At 38.3% G+C, this 12,193-nt stretch carries 14 protein-coding genes; 9 read left to right on the top strand and 5 right to left on the bottom strand.

The features are described 5' to 3' along the window. Positions 1 to 401 precede the first annotated feature (401 nt). Positions 402 to 1,274 carry an AraC family transcriptional regulator gene (locus tag AOX59_RS06615; protein ID WP_068443575.1) on the top strand — a complete coding sequence of 291 codons (873 nt, stop codon included), beginning with the start codon at positions 402 to 404 and terminating at the stop codon, positions 1,272 to 1,274. 116 nt (positions 1,275 to 1,390) lie between these two features. Here AOX59_RS06615 and AOX59_RS06610 read toward each other — a convergent pair whose 3' ends face one another. Then, on the bottom strand, positions 1,391 to 2,044 hold the full coding sequence (locus AOX59_RS06610) for a pyridoxine/pyridoxamine 5'-phosphate oxidase (protein ID WP_068443571.1): 654 nt from the start codon (positions 2,042 to 2,044) through the stop codon (positions 1,391 to 1,393). 280 nt (positions 2,045 to 2,324) lie between these two features. On the opposite strand from AOX59_RS06610, the gene AOX59_RS06605 reads away from it, so the two are divergent. The 4 genes from AOX59_RS06605 (at position 2,325) to AOX59_RS06590 (ending at position 4,889) form a co-directional block, all read left to right on the top strand. Continuing rightward, positions 2,325 to 2,624, top strand: coding sequence for a hypothetical protein (locus AOX59_RS06605; protein WP_068443568.1), 300 nt, complete (start codon positions 2,325 to 2,327; stop codon positions 2,622 to 2,624). Positions 2,625 to 3,005: 381 nt separating this feature from the next. Then, entirely contained in the window at positions 3,006 to 3,287 is a 282-nt protein-coding gene (locus AOX59_RS06600) for a 2TM domain-containing protein (protein ID WP_418000783.1), read from the top strand. A gap of 420 nt (positions 3,288 to 3,707) precedes the next feature. Continuing rightward, entirely contained in the window at positions 3,708 to 4,256 is a 549-nt protein-coding gene (locus AOX59_RS06595) for a DUF420 domain-containing protein (RefSeq protein ID WP_068443562.1), read from the top strand. Between the two features lie 264 nt (positions 4,257 to 4,520). Then, positions 4,521 to 4,889 (top strand): DUF1801 domain-containing protein, encoded by a 369-nt coding sequence (locus tag AOX59_RS06590; RefSeq protein ID WP_068443558.1) that lies wholly within the window; start codon positions 4,521 to 4,523, stop codon positions 4,887 to 4,889. Positions 4,890 to 5,034: 145 nt separating this feature from the next. Here the strand turns inward: AOX59_RS06590 and AOX59_RS06585 are convergent, their stop codons facing one another. Continuing rightward, positions 5,035 to 6,237: an IS110 family RNA-guided transposase gene (locus AOX59_RS06585; protein ID WP_068443555.1), complete on the bottom strand. Its 1,203-nt coding sequence runs from the start codon at positions 6,235 to 6,237 to the stop codon at positions 5,035 to 5,037. Positions 6,238 to 6,660: 423 nt separating this feature from the next. Continuing rightward, positions 6,661 to 7,707 (bottom strand): NADH:flavin oxidoreductase/NADH oxidase, encoded by a 1,047-nt coding sequence (locus tag AOX59_RS06580; protein WP_068443552.1) that lies wholly within the window; start codon positions 7,705 to 7,707, stop codon positions 6,661 to 6,663. Between the two features lie 157 nt (positions 7,708 to 7,864). On the opposite strand from AOX59_RS06580, the gene AOX59_RS06575 reads away from it, so the two are divergent. The 4 genes from AOX59_RS06575 to AOX59_RS06555 all read left to right on the top strand — a co-directional run bounded on the left by AOX59_RS06575 (position 7,865) and on the right by AOX59_RS06555 (position 11,050). After that, positions 7,865 to 8,278, top strand: a complete 414-nt coding sequence (locus tag AOX59_RS06575; RefSeq protein ID WP_068443549.1) for a MarR family winged helix-turn-helix transcriptional regulator — start codon at positions 7,865 to 7,867, stop codon at positions 8,276 to 8,278. Positions 8,279 to 8,838: 560 nt separating this feature from the next. Continuing rightward, positions 8,839 to 9,024, top strand: coding sequence for a hypothetical protein (locus tag AOX59_RS06565; RefSeq protein ID WP_068443545.1), 186 nt, complete (start codon positions 8,839 to 8,841; stop codon positions 9,022 to 9,024). Between the two features lie 348 nt (positions 9,025 to 9,372). Then, positions 9,373 to 9,879, top strand: a complete 507-nt coding sequence (locus AOX59_RS06560) for a hypothetical protein (RefSeq protein ID WP_068443541.1) — start codon at positions 9,373 to 9,375, stop codon at positions 9,877 to 9,879. Positions 9,880 to 10,213: 334 nt separating this feature from the next. Continuing rightward, the gene (locus tag AOX59_RS06555; RefSeq protein WP_068443538.1) at positions 10,214 to 11,050 is read left to right on the top strand and encodes a LysR family transcriptional regulator; all 837 of its coding nucleotides are present in this window, start codon (positions 10,214 to 10,216) and stop codon (positions 11,048 to 11,050) included. Here the strand turns inward: AOX59_RS06555 and AOX59_RS06550 are convergent. Further along, complete coding sequence (locus tag AOX59_RS06550; protein WP_068443535.1) at positions 11,013 to 11,729, bottom strand: hypothetical protein; 717 nt, start codon at positions 11,727 to 11,729, stop codon at positions 11,013 to 11,015. The two genes, AOX59_RS06555 and AOX59_RS06550, sit on opposite strands and share 38 nt — an antisense overlap. Further along, a complete protein-coding gene (locus tag AOX59_RS06545) occupies positions 11,711 to 12,061 on the bottom strand; it encodes an MFS transporter (RefSeq protein ID WP_068443531.1) in 351 nt (116 codons plus the stop codon). Before AOX59_RS06545 ends, AOX59_RS06550 begins: the two co-directional genes overlap by 19 nt. Between the last annotated feature and the right edge of the window lie 132 nt (positions 12,062 to 12,193).

The raw sequence follows: 12,193 nt of genomic DNA, 5'->3' as shown, positions 1-12,193 counted from the left end.
GCACTAACAATGTCCATTGGCAAGCACCTCCCTCCCTGGGAAGTCTCCCAACGAAGACTAACGGCAGATCGACAGTGCTACCAAACCCCTCATGCGAAGCCAGTCTATTGTATTCTATTATAACATATTGCTATCATTTATACTGTAATTAATGAGGAATTATTTGGCTCCTTCAAACTGAGCATTAATTTAACAACAAATAGTATAAATCATTGTTCATGCCACGTTAACTTAAAAGGATTGATCTTACTATACCGCAACGGGCGCAGTTGCTGAAGAAGCACTGTGTCTGACGGGACCATATTGCGGAAGAATAAGTTGACCCTGCATAAGTGTGCATGAAAAGTCGGATAGAATCTTTCATTTCTTGCTATTCTGTTGATGTAAGGGAGGTCATTAAAGTGAATTCACTTAAAAACATGAATGATGCTTTGAGCTTTATTGAAGAAAATCTTGCCAATAGAATTGACAGTCGTGAAGTAGCAAAGCGGGTATTATGTTCAGAGTATCATTTCAAACGAATGTTTTCGTTTCTGGCAGGTGTAACGTTGTCGGAGTATATTCGGAGAAGGCGTCTCACTCTTGCAGCTTTTGAGCTGAACAATAGCAATTTCAGGATTATTGATATCGCCATTAAATACGGATACAATTCTCCAGACTCTTTTACGAGGGCTTTTCATAGCCTTCATGGGATAACACCATCAGAAGCTAGAAATAATGGTCACACAATAAAAGCCTATCCACGAATGACCTTCCAGCTATCAATTAAAGGAGGAATTGCAATGGACTATCGAATTGAAGAAAAAGAGGCATTTAGCATCATTGGAATTAAAAAAAGAGTCCCTATTATTTTCAACGGAGTTAATCCAGAAATCGCCTCTATGTGGGAAAGTTTAGATGGTGAAGCGATAAATGAACTTAAAAAACTTTCTAATGTTGAACCTGTGGGACTGCTTAGTGGATCTGTAAACTTTTCAGAAGGTCGAATGGAAGAAAAAGGGGAACTTGATCATTATATCGGTGTTGCAACAACAAATGAATGTCCTAATAACTTTATCCAACTTGATGTTCCTGCTCTAACATGGGCTGTATTTGAATCTGTTGGACCATTTCCTGAAACATTACAGGATATCTGGGGGCGTATTTATTCCGAATGGTTCCCGTCTTCTAATTACGAGCAAGTAGAAGGTCCTGAAATTCTATGGAATGAAAATAAGAATACAAGCTCGCCGAAATTTAAGAGTGAAATATGGGTACCGGTCACAGAAAAATAACAATAGGATATTCAACTATCGGGCGCTATTCTCTAATTATGAATAGCGCCAATATTATATAAAAACCATATTGCTGAATAAGAAATTTGTTTAACGGTATCCTGATTGACTATGATTCATGGACACAACAAACGGTATTCCCAATGTTCACTATTGCGCTTATATTGTACTCTCATATGTTTTCGTTCCGAATCACCTTGCCAGAATTCAATTTCATCTGCATCGACTGCATACAATTTCCAGTTAGGATTACTGGTATCGGGAGCTTGTTTTACTAATTCCTTCGTTTTCAATAATGCTTCATCTAAATTTTCACGTTGTATCATTTCCTTACTCTGATTTCCTATTAAAGCTATTGCCCTGGATCCAGATGACCTTTCTAAGAAATCTTTTGAACTTTCTTCTGTTGCCATTTCAGATGCAATACCACGTATTCGAACCTGTCTGCCAATTTTTGACCAATAAAACGTTAAGGCAACTTTTGAATTTAATTTCAGTTGTTCTCCTTTTCTGCTTGTACCCGATGTTGCAAAGTACCATCGATTGATTTTCACATCTTTTAGAATTAATACTCTTGCGTCAGGTGCACCTGCCTCGTCAACAGTGGATAATGTCATCGCGTGAGGTTCATGAACACCTTCCTCAATCGCAAAGTTCAGCCATTCCACGAACAAATCTGACGGGTATTTGGGTAAATCATTTGTATGAAAATCTGGAAAAGGACCGACCAATGACTTTAAGTTTCTTAATAAATCCTTTGTTTGTTTCATGAATATATATTTACTCCTTTCTTTGCGAATGACAGTCATTTGTTTTAAAATTAAGGAAATTGTTTAACACAAGCCCCTTATAGGTGCAATAAAAACGTTCTTTAATTATAGGGCGCGGTAACTTAACAGTGTTATTTTTTATGAAATGAGTAAATCCCCGTTAAACTCACTTGTTCATTTTATCGTTGACAGACATATTGATGATGTATTGCTAAACGAATTTTATCAAAGAAAGATGCATATCAATAAGCTGTGACGGTTAAAGACAAGGAGGGGTTAAATGAAAAAAGCCAAAATAATCATTTGTTCTTCAATAGCTATCGTTCTGATTATAGGAATAGTGACTTATATGCAGGTTCAAGCTGAATCAGATCAGGAAGTAAGAGAAAGAGCAAAGGCTGTAATACAACAAGTTCAAAATAACTCGGAGGTATATGACAAAATCGATAATGAACTAAAAGCGAATGGTTTTAGTAATTTCGAAAGTACTGGAGCTACGTACAGTAGAGAAAATGAGCTTGAATTTATTATTAATTTTCCGGGGGGAAAGACATTTCGCCCAAAAACAAAGAGAAGGTGAAAAATATAGCAAGTAAAATCCTTAAAAAGAGTAATCTATCGGATATGAACTTTTCAATTCAAATATATCCCATAGAAAAGAACTGAAACGAGAGCTATGAATAGGATAGCAAAACAGGACAATCCAATGTGACAATAGACTATGTAACAAACGGGCGCAAAAGTTTAAGAAGAGTAATAAATATCTGTAACCAATCTTTTTCTTGGTGATTTGTTCTGAAAATTACAATTAATACATAAAATTTATCCAATATTTTTACAAATACTCAATTTAGCTGTATCCTTTGAAAAGAAGCTGCATTGTTTTGTTAATTGAATTTGAACGTAAAACCAGTGTTGTGCTAGTAAAGTCGTCTAAGAATAAATATAGGAGGTGAAAAGAATAGAAGATCAAAAATATTTAAGAGCGAAAAAAAGAATGGAAAATCTAAAGGCATTCTATATTCATCTAACCGTTTTTACTCTCGTGAATATTATGCTTATTGCCATCAACATATTGACCTACGAACAAAGTGGACATTGGTGGTTCTTCTATCCACTTTTGGGATGGGGGATTGGTCTAGTATCTCACGGCCTTTCTGTGTCTTCATTCGGACTATTCGGACCAGATTGGGAGGAGAAGAAGATACAAGAATATATGGAAAAAGAGAATAGGAATGAATAATTTTTATGTTCGGGGGTCAGTGAGACTCCTATTTTTTATACACTCCATTTAGAGTGTTGCTGCTTATGTAATATTTAATTCTTCTTCAATCGGGCGTTAATCCGGAATAAGAATTGCATCCTTCTTGGTTTAATGAACCATATAATTGAATGAAATTCTTTTAAAATACATATATAATGCCAGGACACTAACTATTTCTCATTTTTTCATAAAAAAGGTATGGTAATTTCTTTACTGCCTAGAGGGAGTTTTTATGTCCAAAAGAAAATACCAACATAGTATTACGGTATTTTGGCTGTTTTCTGTCAAAAGTATGACATTTCCGATTTTTAAAGGAAACGGGCTCCCTTCTGTATTGCTCATTACGATTAATTTTCTTATGCTTATTGAAAGACATTTTTATATTGGAGTGGAAAACGTATGAGTAATGACATTAACAATGCTAACCAGCGCAATTACAATCCGCTGATTTGGTTTTTATCCATATTGATCGTAGGCGTTATTTTGGGAACGTATGTATTGCCAACAAACCCAGATGCCACAATAGGAGGCATTGAGTTAACAGTGTTGCCAATGCTGAATGCTATCTTGAATAGCTTCACCTTTGTCTTTTTGTTAATTGCCTTAATAATGATTAAAAAGAAAAACATTAAACTGCACCGCAGATTTATTATTGCTGCATTCGTAACAACCTTTTTATTCTTCATCTCCTATTTGACGTATCACTCTATGGCTGAATCTACAAGCTACGGCGGAGATGGCGCTCTGATGTACATTTATTATTTTATACTCATTACACACATTTTTCTGGCAGCATTGATTGTGCCGCTAGCGTTGATTACACTTGGAAGAGGTTTGAATATGGAAGTAGAAAAACATCGGAAAATCGCACGTTGGACAATGCCACTCTGGCTATATGTTAGCCTTACTGGTGTATTGGTTTACTTAATGATTTCACCATACTATTAGGTGTCTGGAATTCAGGGAAGTTTCTTACCCTTCCTATGTCCAAGTATAAAATTTTGGCTCTACACAGTGTTTCTTTGCTATTGGATTAAACATTGAGCAGTTTATTAATCGATTCTGTGCAGATAAAAATTAAAGTAAAAAGTAGATATAGCATATTCTCCAATTGGGCGCAAGAGTTGAATAAGAAAAGAACCGTGATATTCATAAACCACGGCGTTTGTCTACTATAGCTCAATAAAATAGATAAGCAAAAGGAGAAGGTTTATGGTTAATAAGGCAAGAAAAGTTGAAGAGGTTGACCAATTTATTTCGAATTTGCCGAAAGATATTCAAAACATTACAGTGGCTTTAAGGAAAATCATTTTTGAATCTTCGCCTGAACTTACAGAAGAATTCAAATGGTCTATGCCCAATTATTCATATAATGGTTTAGTTTGTTATCTACAAACCTCCAAAAAACACGTTAATCTTGGTTTTCATAAAGGAAATGAACTCCAAGAAAAAGATATAAATAAATTATTGCAGGGTACAGGAAAAACAATGAGGCATATAAGAATAAAAAAGACGGAAGAAATTCATCCAGAAGCCTTCACCTCGCTCATTAAAGAAGCGATGGCATTAAATAAGGGATAACGCAATTCCATTATACCAGCCAATAGTTGTCAACACTTAAGTCTAAAAAAGTTTGAAAAAACATGTTACACTAAAAATGAACATACCAAATAGCCTTACTGCTGAACCAGTAAGGTTTCAGAGTATTGTGAACTTTAATAGTTTCTTAGGATTGGTCTACAAAGACTTTCTGACGCTTGAACATGGCGTGAATCCAGTGAACGAGTTTATTGGCACAGGCAATCACAGCGACCCTGTGTGGCTTGCCCTCGTTTCTTTTGCGATTGTAAAAGGCTATCAGTTTCTTGTTTCGGTTTTTGGCAAGACCGCATTGCACAGCTGTGTAAAGGGCCTGACGCAATCGTGATGATCCTCTTTTGGTGATACGGTTGATGGAAGCTTTATACTTGCCTGACTCAAAAACACTTGGATCGAGTCCTGCATAAGCAGCCAGTTGTTTCGGGCGTTCGAACTGATTGATGCCCCCGATTTCGGAGATGATTGTGGCTGCAAGCTTATCTCCAATCCCGGGAATCGACTGGATCAATCCATGGTCTTCAAAAGACCGAGCAAGGGCATCTATTTCTCGTTTTAATTGGGATAGGTGCTCTTGATATTGAAAAAGCATCTGAATATACATCTGTAAGCTGACAATATGACCATGACAGACAGGATGCTGAAAGGGATTACGGTCTGCCGCAGCCTTTAATTGGGCTGCTTTATCCAAAAACCATGCGTCGGAACGTCTAGCCCCGAATTGACACATATCGTCGGCTAATGTTTGTTGAGAGACTTTTTGAATAGCCGAAGCAGTCGGATAATGCAGTAAGGTGTTCAACGATAACTTGCCACAAAGATCACTGAAGACATTATGATATTCTGGAAAAATATGATCGACTGCAGCTTGGAACTGCAATTTTATTTCAACATAGCTATCCGTTAAAGCACTGTGCTGTCTGGTTAATTGACGCAGATCCAGGTATTGCTCGGTTTTCTTCTGAAAGGCTTCCAGATCTTCTTTATAGTACAACTCACCTAGATGATACGCATCGACTTTGTCTGTTTTCACCTTACGCAGACCCGTTTTTTTGGCCTCATAAGAAACGACCGGATTGATGACATAATACGTGATAGCCTGATCCTCCAGAAATTGAAGCACAGGTTCATGATAGTGCCCGGTGGATTCGAAAATGACGGCCGGAGGCTGACCGGCAACCTGTTCCACTTCCTGGTAAAACTGATAAAACGTGTGAAGTCCTTGTAGATGGTGCGCAAATTTAAAGCTTTGCTTATACGTTTTTTTCCTTTGTAAAAAGGCTTGGACCTGGCTTTCTCCTTTGGCGACATCCAGGCCGATAACAGGATCCATAACTGATCACAACTCCTTTAATAGATTCGCCGGTGCTCCCCTTACAAGCCCTTGTAGTGTCATAGCTTCGCTTGTTATGCGGGATCGTGTCCCAACCAGCCTCAAACATGTTTCTACAAGGAAGGGGTGGACAGTATTACGGACGGGATCAGTGTCCCACGGGCGCACACGTCCTCCCCCGACTTCCTCAAGCATATGAAACCTATAAAAAATAGGTCAACCAGTTCAATGACCGGCTGACCATATAATACGATCGGGCGCAAGAATTGAATAAGATTTTCGCCTGCATTTGCTTTAAAGAAGCCATGCTATTGAAGAGCAAATCAAACTAAATGTTTATATAGAGGAAAAAACCAAAGAAGGTTTAATGAGAGCTATGTAAATTAATTTAATAAAAAAGGCTTCCATTAAGGAAACCTTTTTTCAACGTATTCCCCTTGAGTATTGAAAAGGAGGATTTACTTTATGAGTCAATGCTTTTTCTGCGTGTAATCCCCAGTAAGGATCATTGAGCATCCCTCGTGCAATAGCTACAAGTTCAGCATCTCCATTGCTGATCGTTGCTTCTGCAAGGGCAGGATGGCTTAATTTCCCAACAGCAATAACCGGAAGACCTAGTTGTTCTTTAAATTCACGTGCAAAAGGAACTTGATATCCCGGGGTATTTTTCGGCTTGCTTTTTCCTGGAGGACCTTCGCCACCACTGGATATATGGAAAAGATCAACGCCTGCTTCTTTAAAACGTTTAGCCATTTTTATCGAATGCGATAAATTGTAGCCACCGTCCACGTATTCAATGGCAGACATACGCATAATGAGAGGCATTGTTGGAGGCATAACACTTTTAACTGCTCTAACGACTTCTTCTCCAAAAAGCGCTAAGTCTTTTCCATAATCATCGGCGCGGTTGTTGATGCTTGGTGACATAAATTGATGCAATAGATAACCGTGAGCACCATGTAACTCAACCGTGTCAAACCCTGCTTTAACGGCTCGTTCAGTAGCTTCTTTAAACTGTTGAACGATTTTTTGAACTTCTTGTGTTGTTAAAGCTCTTGGAGGCTTAAGTTCACCATTCATTGTTTCTTCCGGCAGAACCTCAACGGGAATGTCGGAAGCACCAACAGGCTGGGTGGCATCTTCAGCTTTGCGTCCCGCATGTGCAATTTGAATACCGACCTTAGTGCCGTGTTTGTGAATCTCATTGATGATTCGTTGATATTCTGGAATTTGATGATCGGACCAAAGGCCTAGGTCACCATTAGTAATTCGGCCCTCGGGTGTTACACTGGTCATTTCCATGATAATTAACCCTGTTCCACCGACAGATCTAGAAACATAATGTACGAAATGCCAATCGTTTGGAGCGCCATCTTCTTTGTCAACTGAATACTGGCACATCGGTGACATGACGATGCGGTTTTTTAACTCTAAATTTTTGATGGAATAGGGGGTGAATAAATTATTCATCTAATACCTCCTAACTATTTGTTTGCGCATGCATATAAAATGGAATTAAAGACAGTGTAAACTCTTGAACACCAATTTATTTATTTGCTTGCACATACATATATTAAACGGTATGCTATAATTGTGTCAATACATTGAATCGGAAAGGGTTATAAACATGAACGATAATGAGTTGTTTGCAACCTGGATTAATCTTACGAAATATCATGATCGCCTATTGAAAGCCATGGACTATGCGTTACACCATCAATTTCAATTAGGCATTAATGAATTTTATTTGTTACACTTTCTCGCACAAACGGACGAAAAAAAAATGCGTTTATCAGATCTGCTTCCAAAGGTCGGTCTTAGTCATAGCGCATTGTCTCGATTAGTATCAAGGATGGAAAAATATCGGGGAGAGTCATTAGTTCAACGTACAACCGATCAGGGAGATAAGCGCTCCGTTGATGTATTACTTTCAGAAGAGGGGGAACAATTAGCAGAAGAAATGTTATCGTTGCTTAATAGCACTCTGAATAATCAATTAAGCGAAAAAGACATTAATAAGATTAAGGGGTTATTTGATTAGAAAGACCAGCTAATAGCGGAAATAGACTATTCAAGAAACGGGCGCAGTAATCGAATAGTGCGTCCTTTTTAAAATGTGGGATAAGTGTATTCATCTCTGGTGCGATTGTAGTAGTATGTTTAATAAGAGAAATTTTAACAGGTGGTAATAGCGTGAGCATACTGAGCAAACTCAACACCATTATAGCAGTCTTCGCAATTGGATTTTGTGTTTCTTTATTTTTTATTGATATTGAACTACCATTTAATGTTATTAATACATTTTTGACTACAATGTTACTTTTATTTGGAATTGAGAAAGTAAAGGCGGATGATAATAAACTTGGCTATCTTTACATAATTACAGGCACCATTATTTTTTCTGTAATGATATTCACATTATTTTAAAATCTATTCTTTAATAATACCAGCTAACATCAGTAACAGCCTATTCAATCATCGGGCGCTATTCCGGAATGAAGCTTGGCGCCCGTACCATACTTTGGCTAGTTAACTGGATAACAATTCTTGTTACAAATTACAGAAATTATGCTGCAATCAATTACTAAGGGGGAAAGCAGCGTGGAAGATCAATTTTTTGTTGGCTGGGGAACTCTTACCCTTATTAATGCTGGGTTGGCACAGGGGAAAAACAGATCGGGTCTTCATTGGTTTTTTATTTCTTTTTTCCTTGGACCGATAGCAACACTTGCATTAGTGATCTTAGAAAAATTGCCGGAAGAGGATGAAAATAATAACGCCGAATAAGAATGAAGATTTCTGTAATCGGCCGCCATTCTGGAATATGGCTTGGCACCCGTTCCATACACACAGGGCCAATTTCTACATAATAGGTTTTCAGTTTGTTTCGGAGAGGGGATTTTTATGGAATGGATTATTGACATATTACTTGGTGTTGGTATTGTTTTCTTTATACTATTTTCATTTATAGTTTTTGTTAACTATAAAAATAAAAAATAAATTTATTAAGCTAACGGGCGCCTATATGGAATAACAACTGGCGCCCGGTAATATACATAAGGGTCAGTTTGTTTATTAAAAATTTAAAATGAAGGAGGGCTGATTCTGGAACCGGAATATATAAGGGACTACGCGATGTACACGGCGATTTTTGGTATGTTTAGTTTTGTTTGGTTCGGCTGGGCTCAGGAGAATCCTAGAAAAAATTGGCGTATGTATATTGGGGTTGCTTCCGGAACTGCGTTGTTAGTATGCTTGATTGGCGTGTATTTAAGCGTGACGCACTGGGATGCGGCTACTACTTTGTCAGAAATGGACTCGTTAATTACTTACATAATTGTCTTCTATGCTGAATTGATTATAGGAGGTCTCGGAGCTTTCTTGTTGATCCAAAAGAAAAAAAGGGACTATGTTGCTCCGTGGATTGCTTTTATCGTAGGTGCTCATTTTTTCTGGTTAGTAAACGTCTTTAAAGATCCCAGTTTGTATATATTAGCGGTACTTATGATAGTAATAGCGATAATATCACCATGGCTATCCCAAAAAATGGGCGTTGCTAACAGTGCAATCACCGGCATAGGATCTGGCATGTCCCTATTTTGTTTTGCCATATTGGGATTGATTCGCTACCTATTGGCATAAAGGTTGTTACTAAAACATTAACTAATCACTAGGCAAAACAGATGTCGTTTTTATGTTTTTATTGTTCTTCAATCATCGGGCGCAGTTGTTGAAGAAGCATTGCACCTGAATCGGGCCATTATCGGGAATAAAGAAGAGCTATCTGCTATGATTTGATCACCTTCTCTGGGAGATGGTAAAAAAGGAGTAATAATGATTTGTAAGTAAATTGCCAGTAAAAATAAGAGTTGAATTTTTAAATAAATGTCCGAAAAATCAAGAATATTTGCGTGCAATGGTATAATAATGCTAAGTGGGTACTGGATGGATAACAAGATAAGGAGTTAAACCGAGAATGAACTTGCAAATGCTACATTACTTTATTCAAGTCGCAAAAGAACAAAGCCTTTCAAAAGCGGCAACGAAATTATTCGTCTCCCAGCCGGCCTTAAGCAAGCAAATCAAAAAGTTAGAGGGCGTTTTAGGATTTTCCGTCTTGAAGCGTTCCCCAAAAGGCATTGAATTAACGGAAAGAGGCGGGGCATTATTTCAGGAGCTTGAGCCTCTTTTTTGGGACGTTCATCGTACCATTGAAAAACATATGAATCATCAAACGATCCATTTAGGTTGTACACCGCTCGAAAGTTCATATTATTTGCCCCGCAAATACCTGGGGCTACAAAGTGCGAATGTAACCATATCAGACGTTTTGGATAACGATAAAGATTTAATTCCCCGGTTGTTCGAAACCAAATTGGATGCCGCGATCATTCAAGACATCCCCTCCTACAAGGGTTTGTTCTCACAGTTTTTATTTAAGGATCAATTCGAGGCCGCTGTTCCCGTTGATCATTGGCTAGCCAACCAATCGAAAGTCTCAATTGACGAATGTTTAGCCGAAACACTCATTCTCACACCCTCAAGCACGCCTTTATATCAACGAGTGATGACTTTAATTGAGAAGAGAAAAGTGGCACCGAAAGAGGTCATCGAAACCTCTTGGCACAACGTTATGGGCTTCACAGCTGCTGGTGTGGGGATTGCTTTTGTACCGGGCATGATGGCAACGCATATCGAACTTCGAGGCGTTCGATTTCTGCCTATTGCTGATTATGCCCTCACAAGAGATTTGTACTTATTTAGTGTGAACCGTTCTATCCTTGATGTGTTGGTATATACTTTTTCAGCTTAGCCGATTTTTGCTGTGTTCTCTCGGCAGCAGGTCTTAGTACAAGTAAAGTCGCGAGCAATAGACCCGATGCCACAAAAAGAGTGGATAAAGACACAAATGAAAGAAGATAGCCCGTAAAAACAGGACCTAAAAACTGGCCAAATGCAATAAGCAATAACATGACTGAAAAGGATAATGCCGATGTTGTCACCATGTAAAAGGCATGAAAGGACACCTTTTTTAATACCGTAAAAGCCATAACGGATGACAAACTAATCATTCCAATAAAAGACATGAAGAACTGTGGATATTGGCTTAAGAAGGGGATGGAAAGCGACATATTATTAATCAGATTTACCGCATAAGTGACATAGACGCCGGTTCCGAGCCCGCAGATAACACTAGCCGAAAAAAAAGATTTCCCTTGTGTAAGAAGCGTTTTTTTCTTCACATAGCCTTGAAGGGTCCTCCGGTCGACGGTTAACTGCTCGGAAGGCAGCACCTTATAAATCCATATCAAGGTTATGAAGGCCAAAATACTAAAAACGCCCCATATCAGACGCCATTCAGAACCGAATGCAAATGCCAACGGACCTGTTAAAAAAATGGCCAATGCAGGCCCGGCATTGACAAAGCCGATGACCTGAGTTTGTTTGGATGAATCAATTAACCGGGTGACCACTAGCGCATAGTGGTCCAAACAAAGCCACCGCTTGCACCGCCAACGATAATACCCGCGATCAAAAGCCATAAGGAAAAAGAAGTCATGACCAGAAAAAGGCCAATAGATGCCAGAATTCCTCCAATAATGATCGGTTTTTTCAATCCCAGGCGTTTGATGTACCGGATCGCCAGTAAGGTCCCAATTACATAAGCCAAGAAAGGCAGACCGCCAATCAAGCCTGTCATCTGATGCCCTAGATTAAAATCATTTTGGATCATATCCAGAAAGGGACCATAAGTGTATCTTGCAAAACCATAGGTGGCTGCAACGATTAAAAATCCGGGAATCATTAATTTGATCGGTTTCATCGTCGTTCATCTCCTTACAGATGAAATATCTACTACACAAAAGTGTAATCGATGTCATCTGATCCCCAGAAATATTGAAAGGTGATATGGATATAACCATAGGTTATATCATAATGAAGGGTATTATTTTCA

Origin of the sequence: Lentibacillus amyloliquefaciens (assembly GCF_001307805.1) — a bacterium.
GTDB lineage: Bacteria > Bacillota > Bacilli > Bacillales > Amphibacillaceae > Lentibacillus > Lentibacillus amyloliquefaciens.
The sequence above is the reverse complement of the archived record's forward strand: the minus strand, read 5'-3'. Positions and strand labels throughout refer to the sequence as shown.